Raw genomic sequence first — 15,334 nt, forward strand, 5'->3', positions numbered from 1 at the left:
CCGACCCGCATCCGGTAAAGTAGTCCCTTGGTGCGTATGCCGCGTCTTCCTCGTCGGTTGAGGCGGAGAGCCTTGCGTTCGCGCCCGTCGTCCTGCGACGCATGCAAGCAACAGTCTTCCCGTGACATTCTCGGAGCCGAGTGCTCCCCAACGAAACAAGGTATGAAGTGGTTTACGCAGTAGTGCGCGCCGGTGGGCGGCAGGAGAAGGTCGAGGTCGGCACGATCGTTCAGCTCGACCGTGTCAAGGCTGCCCAGGGCGAGAAGATCGAGCTGGCCGCTGTGCTGCTCGTCGACGGCGCCACGGTGACCACCGACGCTGACTCGCTGGCGAAGGTCAAGGTCACGGCTGAGGTCATCGGCAACCTCCGCGGCCCGAAGATCGTCATCCAGAAGTACAAGAACAAGACCGGCTACAAGAAGCGTCAGGGCCACCGCCAGGAGCTCACGCGCGTCAAGATCACCGGCATCAAGTAAGCCCGAGGGGACTAGGACATGGCACATAAAAAGGGCGCAAGCTCAACCCGTAACGGTCGTGACTCCAACGCTCAGCGCCTCGGCGTGAAGCGCTTCGGCGGTCAGCAGGTCCTCGCAGGCGAGATCATCGTCCGTCAGCGCGGCACGCACTTCCACCCCGGCGTCAACGTCGGCCGTGGTGGCGACGACACGCTGTTCGCTCTTGCCGCCGGCGCGGTCGAGTTCGGCGCGAAGGGCGGCCGCAAGGTCGTCAACATCGTCGCCGCAGCTGAGTGATCTCAGCGCGACACTAGTCATCCGGACGGGGCGGGCTTCGGCTCGCCCCGTCCGTGTATCTGCACACCGCCACCACAGGAACCCAGGGGAACCACGACATGGTCACGTTCGTCGACACCGTCACACTGCACCTTCGTGCGGGCAAGGGCGGCAACGGCTGCGTCTCCGTGCACCGCGAGAAGTTCAAGCCGCTGGGCGGCCCGGACGGCGGCAACGGCGGCGACGGCGGCGACATCGTGCTCGTAGCCGACCCGCAGACCGGCACGTTGCTGTCGTACCATCACTCGCCGCACCGTTCCTCCGGGAACGGCGGTCCCGGTATGGGCGATCATCGATCCGGGTTCCTGGGCGAGACGCTCGAGCTCACCGTCCCGGTCGGCACGGTGGTGAAGAACACCGCCGGCGAGGTCCTGATCGACATGATCATCCCCGGTGAGCGTTTCGTGGTCGCCAAGGGGGGAATGGGCGGGCTCGGCAACGCCGCGCTTGCCACCCCGAAGCGCAAGGCCCCCGGTTTCGCCCTCCTGGGCACTCCCGGCTACGAGGGCGACGTCGTCCTCGAGCTGAAGACGGTCGCCGACATCGCTCTCGTCGGCTATCCGTCGGCGGGCAAGTCGAGCCTGATCGGTGCCATCTCCGCAGCCCGCCCGAAGATCGCCGACTACCCGTTCACGACGCTCCACCCGAACCTCGGGGTCGTTCAGGTCGGCGACTTCCGCTACACGGTCGCCGACGTGCCCGGTCTCATCGAGGGGGCGAGCGAGGGGCGAGGGCTCGGTCTCGAGTTCCTCCGCCACGTCGAGCGGTGCTCTGCGCTCCTGCACGTGCTCGACTGCGCCACGCTGGAGCCCGGACGCGACCCGATCTCCGATCTCGACGTCATCCTCGCCGAACTGGGCGCCTACGAGGTGCCAGAAGGGCAGACCCCCCTGCTCGAGCGTCCGCAGTTCGTCGCGCTGAACAAGGTCGACGTCCCCGAAGCCCGTGATCTCGCCGAACTCGTGCGCCCCGACCTCGAGGCCCGCGGCTTCCGTGTGTTCGAGATCTCCACGGTCTCGCATGAGGGGCTGCGTCCCCTCACGTTCGCGCTGGGTGAGCTCGTGGAGAAGCATCGGGCGGAAGCGGCGATCGAGACGCCGCCGGAGCGTGTGGTCATCCGGCCGCGCGGTTCCAAGAACGACTTCGCCATCCGTGTCGAGGGCGGCACATACGGCAACGTGTACCGCATCCTGGGCGAGAAGCCGGTGCGGTGGGTGCAGCAGACCGACTTCCAGAACGAGGAGGCCGTGGGATACCTCGCCGACCGCCTGGAGAAGCTCGGCGTCGAAGATGAGCTCTTCCGCCTCGGTGCGGTTCAGGGCTCGACCGTCGTGATCGGGGAGGGCGACAGCATCGTCTTCGACTGGGAGCCCACCATGTCCTCTGCCGCGGAGCTGATGACCGCTCCTCGTGGAACAGACCCCCGCCTCGCCCCCAACGCTCGGCGGACGACGTCGGAGCGTCGGGAGCAGTACTACGAGCGCATGGACGCCAAGGCGGAAGCGCGTGCCGAGGTGGAGGCGCAGCGTCTGGCTGCCTATCGCGAGGACGGCGAGTGACCGCACGAACCCGAGCGGATCTCGCGACCGCGTCCCGCATCGTCGTCAAGGTCGGCTCGTCGTCGATCAGCGGTGAGTCGTCCTGGCGGATTCCCGTCATCGTGGAGGCGTTGGCCGCCGCCCACGCGCGCGGTGCCGAGGTCGTGCTGGTGTCGTCCGGGGCGATCGCTTCCGGGCTTCCGTTCCTCCGGCTGGAGGCACGGCCCACCGACCTCGCGACGCAGCAGGCTGCGGCGGCCGTGGGGCAGAACATCCTCCTGTACCGGTATCAGGAATCGCTGCGCCCGTTCGACATCGTCGCGGGCCAGGTGCTCCTGACGACCGGAGACCTCGAGAACCCCACCTCGCGCTCCAACGCGCGTCGCGCGATGGAGCGTCTGCTCGGACTGCGCACGCTCCCGATCGTGAACGAGAACGACACGGTCGCCACGCAGGAGATCAGATTCGGTGACAATGACCGCCTCGGTGCTCTGGTCGCCCAGCTGATCGAGGCGGACGCGCTCATCCTGCTCAGCGACATCGAGTCGCTGTACACGAAGCCTCCGACGGACCCCGATGCCGAGCCGATCGACATCGTCGCTCCCCACGCCGACCTCACGGGCCTGGAATTCGGATCCACCGTGGTCAACAGCGTCGGCACCGGCGGCGCCGCCACCAAGGTCTCGGCGGCGCGGCTCGCCGCGGCCTCGGGAATCGGCGTCCTCGTCACCAGTGCCGACCTGGTGGATCAGGCACTCGCCGGTGCGGAAATAGGGACCTGGTTCGAGCCGGCCACCTCCTAAACTGGGCGGATGACCGACCAGACCCCGCAGGTGCGCCTGCAGCGCGCCAAAGAGGCCTCCCGAGCCACCGCTGCCCTCACGAGCGACGAGAAGGCTCGGGTGCTCGAAGCGATCGCCGTCGCGCTCCAGGAAGCTGCGCCGCGCATCATCGAGGCCAACGGTCGCGACATCGAACGCGGACGGGCGGACGGTATCGGGGAGTCCTTGATCGATCGGCTGCGCCTCGACGAGAAGCGCGTCGACGCTCTGACAGCGGCGGTGCGTGACGTCGCTGCGCTTCCCGACCCGGTGGGCCGTGTGGTGGGCGGACACCGGATGCCCAACGGAGTGGCCCTTGAACAGGTGCGGGTGCCGTTCGGCGTGGTCGGTGCGATCTATGAGGCGCGTCCCAACGTGACCGTCGACATCGCAGCTCTCGCTCTCCGCTCCGGAAACGCTGTGGTGCTGCGTGGCGGCAGTGCCGCACGCGAGTCGAACACCGTGCTCGTCGAGGTCATGCGCGGAGCGATCGAGCGCACAGGACTCACAGCGGAGGCGATCCAGACCGTCGACGACTTCGGGCGTGAGGGAGCGAAGGCCCTCATGCACGGTCGCGGGTTCATCGACGTCCTGATCCCGCGGGGGAGCGCCGGGCTGATCGAAGCCGTCGTGACGGAGTCCACCGTGCCGGTCATCGAGACAGGAGCGGGAAACGTCCACATCGTGCTCGACGAGACAGCCCCCGACGAGTGGGCGCGCGACATCGTGGTGAACGCCAAGGTGCAGCGGCCGAGCGTGTGCAACGCGGTGGAGACGGTGCTCGTGCACCGACAGGCAGCGCCGCGGCTCGTGCCGCTGGTGGCCAGTGCCCTGCAGAGCGAGGGTGTCGCGATCCACGGCGACGATGTGGTGGCAGGTCTCATGTCGAACGTGATCCCCGCCACCGAGGAGGACTGGGCCACCGAGTACCTGAGTCTCGACATCGCGATGAAGGTGGTGGACTCGCTCGATGAGGCACTCGACCACATCCGTCGCTACAGCACGGGTCACACCGAGTCCATCATCACCACGGATTCACGCAACGCGGAGCGCTTCCTCGCAGAGGTGGACTCGGCCGTCGTGATGGTGAATGCATCGACCCGATTCACCGATGGCGGCGAGTTCGGTTTCGGCGCGGAAGTAGGGATCTCGACCCAGAAGCTGCATGCGCGGGGACCGATGGGCCTCGCCGAACTCACCAGCACGAAATGGCTTGCGCGTGGATCGGGGCAGACCCGCGGCTGAGCGCTAGACTGGGGGACGCTGTACCTCACAGGATCCCGAACAGCACGCCACGAAACGGAGTCAGGATGAACCTCGTCGCACAGATCGCGATGGCCGCTGCCGAAACCGAGCACCACGGCAACGTCGCGCTCGAAACGGTGATCTTCGGAGTCATCGCCGCGATCGTGTTCGCCTTCCTCGCGCTGGTGACCCTGTCTTACAAGAACGTCGCCAACCGGCACTCGGCGAAGGCGGAGGCCTGGGCGGCGAAGCACGGCAAGGACGGCCACGAGGCGGGACACGGCCACTAGGCCCCCATGAGTGAAGCTGCGACCCCGCGCACCCCGCGCATCGGCGTGATGGGCGGTACGTTCGACCCCATCCATCACGGCCACCTGGTCGCAGCGAGCGAGGTCGCGAACTCCTTCGGCCTCGATGAGGTCATCTTCGTGCCCACGGGGCACCCGTGGCAGAAGTCGGGCGTCTCACCGAGCGAGCACCGCTACCTGATGACCGTGATCGCCACCGCGTCGAACCCGCAGTTCACCGTCAGCAGGGTCGATGTCGACCGCGAGGGCCCCACCTACACGATCGACACTCTGCGCGATCTGAAGAAGGATCGGCCGGATGCGGACCTCTTCTTCATCACCGGTGCGGATGCCGTGGCGCAAATTCTCAGTTGGAGGGACCATGATGAGTTGTGGGAGTTGGCCCACTTCGTCGCGGTCTCTCGACCAGGACACGTCCTGAGCACAGACGGCCTCCCGAGCGACAACGTCAGCCAACTGGAAGTGCCGGCGCTGTCGATCTCGTCGACGGACTGCCGTGAACGCGTTCGCGACGATCAGCCGGTCTGGTATCTGGTCCCTGATGGGGTCGTACAGTACATCGCGAAGCATCATCTGTATCGGAGCAAGGCATGAGTACATCGGATCAGCAGGGGCAGGGTCCGCTGACGCGCAAGCAACTGCGAGAGATCCGGTTGACCGGTTCCACCCCGGTGATCTCCAAGGCGGAGGCCGCTGCGGCGGTCGAGGCGGCACCGCCCGCGCCGCCGTTGCCGCCTGTCGCCGCACCCCCAGGGGCCGAGGAGTCCGCCACGGCGGGATCGGACGCTGCACCCCGGTCTGCCCCCGTGGCCGACGGAGGGAACAGCGCCGACGCCACGCGCGGCGAAGCCCCGTTGACCCGTCGTCAAGCGCGCGAGCTCGAGAAGGTTCGGACCGCGTCGGTACCCGTCGTCGAGGCGGAGGTCTCGGAAGAGGGTGAGACCGACGAGCCGTCGGACACGACGGCCGGTACGGAAGATCCGGTGGAGATCGTGTCGGCGATCCCGACCTTCGTCTCCGTGGATGAAGAGGCGGGCGACGCCGACGACGACGTGGACGATGCAGTCGCGGTGGCGCCGGTCAGTGCGTCCGTCGCGGCTGATGCCGTGGGCGAGGTTCCCCTCGAAACCGACGTCGAAGCCGAAGCCACGGAAGAGCCCGTCGAACAGCCGGTGAACGACGACGTCCACGCCGTCCTCGGTCTCGCGACCGACAGCGAGGGGGAGGCGGCCGATGAGGACGTCCTCGCCGATGTGGGCTCGGACGACGAGGCCATCGACGAGCGTCCCACGGTCAACTCCGCGTTCGGTGAGGGACTGCTCGCGGATGCCCCCGAGACGCATGCGCCTTTCCGCCCGTCCTTCGACGAGCTCCTCGCCGTCGGCGACTCGACCGGCTCGCAGCACTCCGCTCCGAACGCACTGATCTTCACCCCGTCTCCGGGCGAGGGGTCGCTCTCGGGGCCCGTGGCGTCCACGGGTGAGATCCTGGTCACGGGTTCCTACGAGCTCCCGCAGGGCATGGGCTCGCAAGGACACGCGCTCGGGACGACCGATGGCAAGGACATCGACTCCGTCCTCATCGACGGCGAGCTGCCGCCGGCGTCCTCGCCCACGCCGATCGCCGCCAGCTCGGCGATCAGCACCATCAAGCCCGCGGGTGAGGTCATCCGACCTCCTGCCCCCGAGAAGGGGAACCGGCTCATGGTGACCCTCGCCATCATCGCCGGCGGCCTGGCCCTCGCGATCGGCGTCGTTCTCGTCATCGCCTTCACCACGAAATTGATTTGATGCAATCACCTGAAACTGCCGAAGAGATGCTGCGACTCGCAGCACAAGCCGCCGTCGACAAGGGCGGTGAGGATCTCGTCGCGCTCAACGTCTCCGAGCCCCTTCCGCTCGTCGACATCTTCCTGCTCGTCACGGGCAACAGCGAGCGGAACGTCGCCGCTATCGCCGACGAGATCGAAGACCGCCTGATCGAGTCGGGGCACAAGCGCGTTCGTCGAGAGGGCCGTGCGGAGGCGCGGTGGGTCCTGCTGGACTTCGGCGACCTGATCGTGCACGTCTTCCATCAGGAAGAGCGCGTCTACTACGGTCTCGAGCGCCTCTGGAAGGACTGCCCCGTCGTTCCGATCGACGTGGTCGAGCCCGCTACAGACCCCAGCTGACATGCCTACGCACCTCATCACCGGTGCAGGGTCCGGGATCGGAGCCGTCCTCGCCCGTCGCCTCAGGGATCGCGGTGACGACGTGGTCGCGCTCGTTCGCGACGCCGGGCGCGCCAAGGAGGTCGCGGAGGCGCTTCCAGGAGCAGGCGTGCTCGTGGGCGACCTCGCGCAACCGGGTCGTCTGTCGTGGGCGCTGTCGAAGCAACAGCTCCCGGATCGGATCGACTCGCTGATCCATGTCGCAGGCGTCGTCGATCTCGGCGCGGTGGCCGAGTTGCCGGCCGCGCTCTGGGAGCGGCAGCTCGCGGTGAATCTCGTCGCTCCGGCCGAGCTCACGCGTCTTCTGCTTCCCGTCCTCCGTGTGTCCCAGGGGCAGATCGTCTTCGTGAACTCCGGCGCGGGGTTGCGCGCCAACGCCGGCTGGTCGGCCTACGCAGCATCGAAGCACGGGCTCAAGGCTCTGGCCGATGCGCTGCGCGCCGAGGAGGCGCAACACGGCGTTCGGGTCACCTCGATCTACCCGGGGCGCACGGCCACTCCCATGCAGGAGCGCGTGCATCAACAGGAAGGGCAGGACTACGACGCCGAGCGCTTCATCACGCCGGAGTCGGTCGCCACGACGATCCTGACCGCACTCGACCTCCCGCGCGACGCGGAGATCACCGACCTCACGGTGCGACCTGGCCGCTGACCCGGCGCCGGCTCGACATCAGGCCGTCAGCCGTGTTCGACGGGCGAGCATGCCGCGATCGGCGCGCGTCTGCGGGGGGATGGCCGAGAGAAGCGACCGCGTGTACGCGTGCTCGGGACGACGGTAGACGTCTTCCGTGGCCCCGATCTCGACAAGGTTGCCCAGGTACATGACCGCCACGCGATCGGCGATATGGCGCACGAGGGACAGGTCGTGTGCGATGAAGACGATCGACATGCCCAGGCGTGCACGCAGATCGCACAGCAGATCGATGATCTGGGCGCGGATGGACACGTCCAGTGCGGACACCGGTTCGTCGCACACCAGGACATCGGGGTCGAGCGCCAGCGCTCTCGCGATGCCGATCCGCTGACGTTGACCGCCCGAGAACTGGTGGGGGAAGCGGGAGCCCATCTCGGCCGTGAGCCCGACGAGTTCGAGCAGCTCCGCGACCCGTGCGCGTCGGGTCGCCGGTGTCCCGGTGTGCGTGGCGGCGAGTGGTTCCGAGATGATCTGCTGCACCGTCATCCGCGGGTTGAGTGACAGGTACGGGTCCTGGAACACCATCTGCACGCCGCGTCGCAGGATCTTCCTGTCGCGCAGTCGCCCCCTGGTCACGTCCTGATCGCGGTAGCGCAGGGTGCCGGCATCCGGTGAATCCAGACCCACGAGCATGCGCGCCAGTGTGGATTTGCCACTGCCTGATTCGCCGACCACGGCGAGGATCTCGCCCTGATGGAGCTCGAGATCGACACCGGCGACCGCGGCCACGCGATGCGCCCGACGTCCACTGCCGGAGCGGAACGTGCGCTCCAGGGCGCGGCCCTCGAGGATGGGGGTGCCACCGTCGTCGTCTGCGGCGGCGCTCACCTCCCGCGGCATCGAGTTCAGCAACTGCACCGTGTACGGATGCTGCGGATTCGTCAGCACTTCATCGGCGGAGCCGGACTCCACGATGCGTCCGGTGCGCATCACGGCGACCTCATCGGCGACCTCCATCACCACGCCGAGATCATGCGTGATGAGCAGGATGCCCATCCCCAGCCGGTCGCGCAAGGACAGCAGCAGATCGAGGATCTGCGCCTGCACCGTCACATCGAGCGCGGTCGTCGGTTCATCCGCGATGATGAGATCAGGATCCAGTGCGATCGCCATGGCGATCAGGATGCGCTGGCGCTGACCGCCGGAGAACTGGTGCGGATAGTCGTGCACACGCTTGTCGGGGGAGGGGATACCGACGAGTGTCAGCAGCTCCACCGCGCGCGCTTCGGCAGCGCGACGGCCGACGCTGCGATGAGCGCGGATGAGGTCGATGATCTGGTCGCCGATGCTGAGGACCGGATTCAACGCGGAAAGGGCGTCCTGCATGACCAGGCTGACGCGCACACCACGTAGACGTCGATGCTGTTCGGAGGAGAGGGAGAGGAGGTCGGTGCCGCTCAGAGACATCGTCGAAGCCTCGACATCCCCGTCGCCGAGGAGGCCCATGATCGCGCGTGCGGTCATCGACTTGCCCGAGCCCGACTCACCGAGCAGCGCGAACACCTCTCCGCGTCGCACGACGAGATCGATGTCGTCGACCACGCGGTGGCGGCGTCCCTCGCCGGTGAGGGTGACGGTGAGTCCCTTCACGTCCAGGACCACGGCGTTCTGGGGGGCGGATGTGTTCTCCATGGATGCCATCATGCCAGCATCCTGGCTCTGAAATGTTTCGAACAGGAAACATTTCAGCCGAAGATAATCACCAGGGTTGACATCTGTGCCGAAATCCTCCAGATTCAGAGGAATCTCCCGCTCGTCGATCGGGAGTGGCACCCGCATCATCGAACCGAAGGAGCGCATTCGTGCTCGAACAAGCTGGCCGGTACACCGGCTACACCGCGTACGACTATCTGGAAGCCGGCAAGGACTACCGCGAGTTCCGCTACGCCGCGCAGATCGGCCGCGTGCCCGCCTACGACCTCGGGTTGAGCGACGCTCAGCAGGAACGCACCGAGCGTCTGCTCCGCGAGGAGACCGTGATCTCCCTGCACGAGCACGTGCAGGTGTTCCCCGAGGACATGGGCGAGTTGCGCGACCACATCCGCCAGGGCCGCGAACCCACCGCCTACCAGGGCCTCGCCCGGTCGGGGCTGACGGCCGTGTTCGACAACGGCATGGACGGCACGTGCTGCATCTCCAGCGATGCCGGGTGGAAGTACCAGGACGTGCTGTTCGACCTCGGAGTGCGCATGGCAGATCTCGCGCACCAGGACTTCGTGATCAAGGCCGAGTCGATCAAGGACATCCGCCACGCCGCGGAGACCGGCCGTGTGGCGCACATCTTCGCGCTCGAAGCCTCGACGATGATCGAGAACGAGGTCGACCGTCTCGACGTCCTCTACGGCTTCGGGGTGCGTCAGATGGGCATCGCCTACTCCGAGGCCAACATGCTCGGGGGCGGGCTCAAGGAACGCGGAGACGGAGGGCTGACGTACTTCGGCGAGCGCGCCGTCGAGCGGATGAACAAGCTCGGCATCGCGATCGACATCTCCCACTCGGGAGATCAGACGTGTCTCGACGTCATCGCCCACTCCACCAAGCCGGTCTTCATCACGCACGCCGGTGCGCGCGGGCTGTGGCCGACGAACCGCATGAAGACCGATGAGACGATCATCGAGTGCGCGAAGCGGGGCGGTGTGATCGGCATCGAGGCCGCTCCGCATACGACGATCTCGCCCCAGCACCCGAAGCACTCGCTGGAATCGGTCATGGACCACTTCCAGTACTGCGTCGACCTGGTCGGACTCGAGCATGTCAGCTTCGGGCCCGACACGCTGTTCGGCGACCACGTCGGTCTGCACGATGCCTTCTCGTCGAACCTGTCGCTCGGCCAGGCGCACGCCAACGTCGACTACGAGAAGCAGCCGTACGTGGACGGCATCGAGAACCCGGCCGAAGCCTTCTACAACATCATCGGCTGGCTCGTGAAGCACGACTACTCCGACGACGAGATTCGCGCCGTCGTCGGTGGGAACACCCTGCGCGTACTCGAGGAGGTCTGGGTCTGATGAAATACCGCAAGTTCCTCGCCCTCGGCGCGGCCGCGGCTCTCGCCGTCGGTCTCGCCGCGTGCGCCCCTTCGGCGCCGGAACCGGGGGAGTCATCCGGCTCCGCCGGCCCGAGCGACGAGACCATCAGCATCGGCACGACGACGGATGTCGTGAACTTCAACCCGGTGCTCGGCAACAGTCGCACGGACTCGTGGATCACGAATCTGATGTACCCGCACCTGCTGAGCATCAGCGACGACGGCACCAAGGAAGCGCACGTGGCCACCGACTGGGGCTACGTGGATGACACGACCGGCTTCTATGAGATCCGCGACGATCTGACGTGGAGCGACGGCGAGCCGCTCACCGCCGAGGACGTCGCGTGGACCCTCAACGCCGTCAAGCGCGACCAGGCTCCCGGTACGTTCTACGGGCAGCTGGGCAACCTCGACACCGCGACCGCCGTGTCCGACACCCGCGTCGAGCTGACCTTGACGCAGCCGGACTCGTCCATCATCGAGGAGATCGGCTTCTGGGGCGTCGTCGTGCCGAAGCACGTGTTCGACCCGCAGGGGTCGATCGCGGAGTTCGCGAACGACGGCAGCGACGGCGGCTGGGTCGGCATGGGGCCGTTCATCATGACGGACTTCCAGGTCGGCCAGCACTACACCCTGGAGCGGGTGGAGGACTACCCGCTCGTCGAGGGCGGTGTGCCCGGACCCGCCGAGGTCGTCTACCGCGTGTACCCCGACGTGAACACCGAGATCCTGGCGCTGCAGAGCGGCGAGATCGATGTCATCGCGAACGCGTTGCCACCGGCACAGGTCGAACAGCTCGGAAGCACCGACGGCCTGCAGGTCATCGAGGCACCTGGTCTCGGCTACGCCCACCTGGTCTACAACATGGACAAGCCCGACCTCGCGAAGACCGAGGTGCGCCAGGCGCTCGCCCATGCGGTCGACTACGACGCCATCCGCACGGTGGTGCTCCAGGGACAGGCCGTCTCGACGGGATCGAGCGCGCTGATGCCCGTGCTCGCGAAGTACTACGACGACTCGGTGACGGAGTACGAGTTCGACCCCGAGAAGTCGCGTTCCCTGATGGAAGAGGCCGGCTACACGGCCGACGCCAGCGGGAAGTTCCCCCTCTCTTTCCGGTTGATCTACTCGCTGCAGGACAGTGTGACCAGCCAGTGGGCGCAGATGGTGAAGGACAGCGCGGCGGAGGCCGGCATCACGATCGAGCTGCAGGGCACGGAGCGCAACACCTACCTCTCGATGACCAACGAGGGCGACTACGACATCTACGCGGGCAACTTCGCCATCATGGACGACCCGGTGACGAACTTCGCGCTGTCGTACCTCCCCGGGGGAGCGATCAACTACACCCACGTGGACGATCCGGACCTGAACGCGCTGATTGAGGAGGGCATGGTCACCTTCGATGAGGACGAGAAGATCTCGATCATGCGTGACGCGAACAAGATCGTGCACGAGCAGGTCTACGACAACATCATGTACACGCAGAACCTGTTCTTCGCGGCCAGCGACGAATGGGCCGGCTTCATCTCGAAGCCGAGCGAGCTGCTCTCGATCGTGAACCCGCTCTCGCTCGCGAGCGCGTACCCGGTCGAGTAACAACCACTGCATTCTCGAGGAAGGTCGCCCGGGTGTCCCGAGCATCGTTCATTCTCCGTCGCGCAGGTCGAGGTCTGCTCACGATCTGGTTCGCCGTGACCGTGACGTTCCTGCTCCTGCGTCTGCTTCCCGGCGACCCGGCGCTGGCGCTGGCGAGTCCGAACATGACGGACGACATCCGGGCGACCATCCTCGAGCAGTATGGGCTGGACCAGCCCCTCATCGTGCAATACGGGCTCTACATGTGGCAGCTGCTGCAGGGCAACCTCGGCATCTCGTTCACGCAGTCGATCCCGGTCACCGACGTGCTCATGCAGCGACTGCCCTGGACGCTCCTCCTGACGGTCACGGCCCTGGTGCTCACCATCCTCATCGGTGTCCCGCTCGGCGTCGCCGCGGCTTCGCACAAGGGACGGTTCATCGACAGGGCGGTACAGGTGCTCGGGGTGACGGGGCAGTCGCTGTTCGTCCCGAGCGTCGCGATCCTCCTGCTGTTCGTGTTCGGGCTGAACCTGGGCTGGTTCCCGATCGGTGGCGCGTACACCAACAACACCTACGGGTTCGACTGGTATCTCAGCGTCGCGCAGCATCTCGTCCTCCCCGCGGTGTCGCTCATGCTCATCCAGGTCGGCTCGTATGTGCTCACGATGCGGTCGACCCTCATCGAGACGCTCGGCGAGGACTACATCCTCCTGGCCAAGGCGAACGGTCTCCGCGGCAGTCGCATTCTCTGGAAGCATGCGCTGCGCAATGCGCTGCTTCCCACCACGACCCTGATCGGCCTGCAGCTCGGCTTCCTCGTCGGCGGTGCGGTGCTCACGGAGACCGTCTTCGCGTATCCGGGTATCGGCCGTGGCATCTACGAGGCCGTCACGCAGCTCGACTTCCCCGTGCTGCAGGGCGCGTTCCTCATGCTCGCCATCACCGTCGTCGTCGCGAACACGATCACCGACATCATCTACGGCTACCTGGACCCGAGAGTGAAGACCTCATGACCGCTCCGATGCCCTCCTCCGAGACCCTCGCCCCGAGCGATCCGACCGCCACGGGCAGCGAGCGAGCGAGCGCGCACACCTGGCGTGCGTTCCGTCGCGACCCCCTCGGCATGATCTCGCTCGGTCTTCTGATCCTGCTCGTCGTCGTCGCGCTTGCAGCTCCGCTGATCGCCCCGTACCCGGCCAGCTATGGCCCCGATGTGCTGCGGCCGCCGAGTGGCGACCATTGGTTCGGCACCGACGCCCTCGGACGCGACGTGTTCTCCGAGGTGATCTGGGGGACGCAGCAGAGCGTGCTCGTCGCGGTCGCCGCCTCAGTGATCGCCATCGTCTTCGGCACGATCATCGCCGTGCTCGGCGCCTACTTCCGCAAGCTCGACAGCTTCATCAGCGTGATCGTCGACATGACGCTCTCGTTGCCCGTGCTGCCGCTCATGATCCTCATCGCCGCACTCGTGGGGCCGAGCACGTCGACGATCATCTTCGTCGTCGCGGCGTTCTCGTGGCCCGAAGTGACCCGTCTCGTGCGTTCGCAAGCGCTGACCGTCGTCGGCCTGCCCTACGTCGACGCCTCGCGCCTGATGACCACCTCACCGGTCTGGATCATCACGAAGCACATCCTCCCCGCCGTGACCCCCGTCGTGGTGGTTTCGGTGGTCGTGACGGCGTCGCGCGCGGTGCTCTCGGCTGCGGGACTCGCCTTCCTCGGCCTCGGGGACCCGACCACCTGGTCCTGGGGGCGGATCCTCTACGAGGCGCAGCAGGCCGGTGCCATGGTGAGCGCGTGGTGGCTGACGCTCTTCCCCTCGATCGCGATCCTGATCCTGGTGCTCTCCGCCACGCTGCTGTCGATCGCCTACAACGACGCGCGCAACCCGCGCCACCTCGCCCGATAGGAGCCTGTGATGATCGAGTTCGATCAGCGACTCGCGCCCGAGTTCTTCGACCGCGTGCAGACACGGCTGCGTGAGCGCATGGTCGAGGAGGGCTTCGACGCGTTCCTCACCGACAGCCCGGAGGACATCGCCTACCTCACCGGTTTCTTCCACCACCCGTCCGAGCGCCCGGTGGCGATCTGGCTCGAAGCGACGGGCAGGGCCGTGATGCTGCTGCCCGAGCTGGAGCGCGAATACGCCCAGTCGCAGTCCTCCCGGGCGGAGCCGGTGTCGTTCTTCGAGTTCCCCGGCGTCGTTTCGCCGTTCGAGGTCCTGGCGCGTGCGGTGACACCGCGGGGACGCGTGGGCTTCGCCTCGACGATGCCGTACTCGCGTCTCTCGGCTGCGCGAGAGGCGATGCCCGCCGCTCACCTCGTCGCGTCGGACCTGGTGACGCGCACCCGCTTCGTGAAGTTCCCCGAAGAGATCGTGCTGCACCGTGAGGCCGCGCGCATCACGGATCGGATGCTCGACGCCGGCGTGGCGCTGGTGGCGGAGGCGGTCGGCGCCGGGGGAGATCTGCCGACCGAGGCCGAACTCGAACGCCATGTGACGGCGACCGGTACCGGCATCATGTACGCCGAGCATCGCAACGTGGTGGTGGCGTCGTTGCTCGCAGGAGGACTCGTCTATTCGGGGGCGAACTCCGCCTTCCCGCACGGGCTTCCTTCCGTGAACCGTCTCAAGGCAGGCGACACGTTCATGCTGTCGCTGGGCTGCGCGGTCGGCGGCCGCTTCATCGAGGGCGAACGCACCTTCGTGCTGGGCGAGCCCACAGCGGAGCAACGGCGCTACCACGACACGATCCACGAGGCGCAGCTGCGCGGACGTGAGACCATCCGCGCCGGGCTCGAATGCCGCGAGGCGAATCGGCTGTGCCTCGACGTGATCCGCGACGCGGGGCTGGGCGAGTTCATCCGGCACCGCCAGGGACATGGCATCGGCCTCGGCATGCACGAGGCTCCCTGGTTGGAGGACGGTGATCCGACGATGCTGGAAACGGGCATGGTCGTGTCGAACGAACCCGGCATCTACGTGCCGGGGCATGCGGGATACCGCATCAGCGACAGCATGCTCGTGACCGACGCCGGTGCCGAGCCACTGACCTCCTTCCCCCGCAGCCTCGACGACTGCACCATCGCGCTCTGACGCCCCGGACTTCGAGAGAGAG

Annotated in this window: 16 protein-coding genes; 15 read left to right on the forward strand and 1 reads right to left on the reverse strand. The window is 66.9% G+C overall.

Annotated elements, in window-relative coordinates; translation table 11 throughout:
- Positions 1-167 precede the first annotated feature (167 nt).
- From rplU to LC041_RS10020, 10 genes are all read left to right on the forward strand, one after another.
- A complete protein-coding gene (gene rplU / locus LC041_RS09975) occupies positions 168-476 on the forward strand; it encodes a 50S ribosomal protein L21 (RefSeq protein WP_226532951.1) in 309 nt (102 codons plus the stop codon).
- 18 nt (positions 477-494) lie between these two features.
- On the forward strand, positions 495-752 hold the full coding sequence (gene rpmA / locus LC041_RS09980) for a 50S ribosomal protein L27 (protein ID WP_017202370.1): 258 nt from the start codon (positions 495-497) through the stop codon (positions 750-752).
- A gap of 98 nt (positions 753-850) precedes the next feature.
- Positions 851-2,350: a GTPase ObgE gene (obgE, locus tag LC041_RS09985; RefSeq protein WP_226533300.1), complete on the forward strand. Its 1,500-nt coding sequence runs from the start codon at positions 851-853 to the stop codon at positions 2,348-2,350.
- Entirely contained in the window at positions 2,347-3,132 is a 786-nt protein-coding gene (gene proB / locus LC041_RS09990) for a glutamate 5-kinase (protein WP_226532952.1), read from the forward strand. The genes obgE and proB overlap by 4 nt, the downstream gene beginning before the upstream one ends.
- A gap of 9 nt (positions 3,133-3,141) precedes the next feature.
- On the forward strand, positions 3,142-4,395 hold the full coding sequence (locus LC041_RS09995) for a glutamate-5-semialdehyde dehydrogenase (RefSeq protein ID WP_226532953.1): 1,254 nt from the start codon (positions 3,142-3,144) through the stop codon (positions 4,393-4,395).
- 65 nt (positions 4,396-4,460) lie between these two features.
- Complete coding sequence (locus LC041_RS10000; RefSeq protein ID WP_047519875.1) at positions 4,461-4,685, forward strand: hypothetical protein; 225 nt, start codon at positions 4,461-4,463, stop codon at positions 4,683-4,685.
- Positions 4,686-4,691: 6 nt separating this feature from the next.
- Positions 4,692-5,297, forward strand: coding sequence for a nicotinate-nucleotide adenylyltransferase (gene nadD / locus LC041_RS10005; protein ID WP_226532954.1), 606 nt, complete (start codon positions 4,692-4,694; stop codon positions 5,295-5,297).
- Positions 5,294-6,493 (forward strand): hypothetical protein, encoded by a 1,200-nt coding sequence (locus tag LC041_RS10010; RefSeq protein ID WP_226532955.1) that lies wholly within the window; start codon positions 5,294-5,296, stop codon positions 6,491-6,493. The genes nadD and LC041_RS10010 overlap by 4 nt, the downstream gene beginning before the upstream one ends.
- Positions 6,493-6,873: a ribosome silencing factor gene (gene rsfS, locus LC041_RS10015; RefSeq protein WP_226532956.1), complete on the forward strand. Its 381-nt coding sequence runs from the start codon at positions 6,493-6,495 to the stop codon at positions 6,871-6,873. Before LC041_RS10010 ends, rsfS begins: the two co-directional genes overlap by 1 nt.
- A gap of 1 nt (position 6,874) precedes the next feature.
- Positions 6,875-7,564, forward strand: coding sequence for an SDR family oxidoreductase (locus LC041_RS10020; RefSeq protein WP_226532957.1), 690 nt, complete (start codon positions 6,875-6,877; stop codon positions 7,562-7,564).
- An 18-nt stretch (positions 7,565-7,582) separates the two neighbouring features.
- On the opposite strand, the gene LC041_RS10025 is transcribed toward LC041_RS10020, so the two are convergent.
- A complete protein-coding gene (locus tag LC041_RS10025) occupies positions 7,583-9,238 on the reverse strand; it encodes a dipeptide ABC transporter ATP-binding protein (RefSeq protein WP_226532958.1) in 1,656 nt (551 codons plus the stop codon).
- A 170-nt stretch (positions 9,239-9,408) separates the two neighbouring features.
- Between LC041_RS10025 and LC041_RS10030 the strand changes: the two genes are divergently transcribed.
- From LC041_RS10030 to LC041_RS10050, 5 genes are read left to right on the forward strand one after another with little or no spacing between them, the layout of a single operon-like run.
- Entirely contained in the window at positions 9,409-10,614 is a 1,206-nt protein-coding gene (locus LC041_RS10030) for a dipeptidase (RefSeq protein WP_226532959.1), read from the forward strand.
- Complete coding sequence (locus LC041_RS10035) at positions 10,614-12,233, forward strand: ABC transporter substrate-binding protein (protein ID WP_226532960.1); 1,620 nt, start codon at positions 10,614-10,616, stop codon at positions 12,231-12,233. The genes LC041_RS10030 and LC041_RS10035 overlap by 1 nt, the downstream gene beginning before the upstream one ends.
- 32 nt (positions 12,234-12,265) lie before the next feature.
- Positions 12,266-13,228, forward strand: coding sequence for an ABC transporter permease (locus LC041_RS10040; protein ID WP_226532961.1), 963 nt, complete (start codon positions 12,266-12,268; stop codon positions 13,226-13,228).
- Positions 13,225-14,124, forward strand: a complete 900-nt coding sequence (locus LC041_RS10045) for an ABC transporter permease (protein WP_226532962.1) — start codon at positions 13,225-13,227, stop codon at positions 14,122-14,124. The genes LC041_RS10040 and LC041_RS10045 overlap by 4 nt, the downstream gene beginning before the upstream one ends.
- A 9-nt stretch (positions 14,125-14,133) precedes the next feature.
- Positions 14,134-15,312: a M24 family metallopeptidase gene (locus LC041_RS10050; protein WP_226532963.1), complete on the forward strand. Its 1,179-nt coding sequence runs from the start codon at positions 14,134-14,136 to the stop codon at positions 15,310-15,312.
- Positions 15,313-15,334 lie beyond the last annotated feature (22 nt).

The sequence above is a fragment of the Microbacterium paraoxydans genome (genome assembly GCF_020524545.1).
Taxonomy (GTDB): Bacteria; Actinomycetota; Actinomycetes; order Actinomycetales; family Microbacteriaceae; genus Microbacterium; species Microbacterium paraoxydans_C.

Bases quoted from the DNA above. Each gene is read 5' to 3' on its own strand.
- rpmA (WP_017202370.1), top strand. From the start codon at position 495: ATGGCACATAAAAAGGGCGCAAGCTCAACCCGTAACGGTCGTGACTCC.
- obgE (WP_226533300.1), top strand. From the start codon at position 851: ATGGTCACGTTCGTCGACACCGTCACACTGCACCTTCGTGCGGGCAAG.
- LC041_RS09995 (WP_226532953.1), top strand. From the start codon at position 3,142: ATGACCGACCAGACCCCGCAGGTGCGCCTGCAGCGCGCCAAAGAGGCC.
- LC041_RS10000 (WP_047519875.1), top strand. From the start codon at position 4,461: ATGAACCTCGTCGCACAGATCGCGATGGCCGCTGCCGAAACCGAGCAC.
- nadD (WP_226532954.1), top strand. From the start codon at position 4,692: ATGAGTGAAGCTGCGACCCCGCGCACCCCGCGCATCGGCGTGATGGGC.
- LC041_RS10010 (WP_226532955.1), top strand. From the start codon at position 5,294: ATGAGTACATCGGATCAGCAGGGGCAGGGTCCGCTGACGCGCAAGCAA.
- rsfS (WP_226532956.1), top strand. From the start codon at position 6,493: ATGCAATCACCTGAAACTGCCGAAGAGATGCTGCGACTCGCAGCACAA.
- LC041_RS10020 (WP_226532957.1), top strand. From the start codon at position 6,875: ATGCCTACGCACCTCATCACCGGTGCAGGGTCCGGGATCGGAGCCGTC.
- LC041_RS10025 (WP_226532958.1), bottom strand. From the start codon at position 9,238: ATGGAGAACACATCCGCCCCCCAGAACGCCGTGGTCCTGGACGTGAAG.
- LC041_RS10035 (WP_226532960.1), top strand. From the start codon at position 10,614: ATGAAATACCGCAAGTTCCTCGCCCTCGGCGCGGCCGCGGCTCTCGCC.
- LC041_RS10045 (WP_226532962.1), top strand. From the start codon at position 13,225: ATGACCGCTCCGATGCCCTCCTCCGAGACCCTCGCCCCGAGCGATCCG.
- LC041_RS10050 (WP_226532963.1), top strand. From the start codon at position 14,134: ATGATCGAGTTCGATCAGCGACTCGCGCCCGAGTTCTTCGACCGCGTG.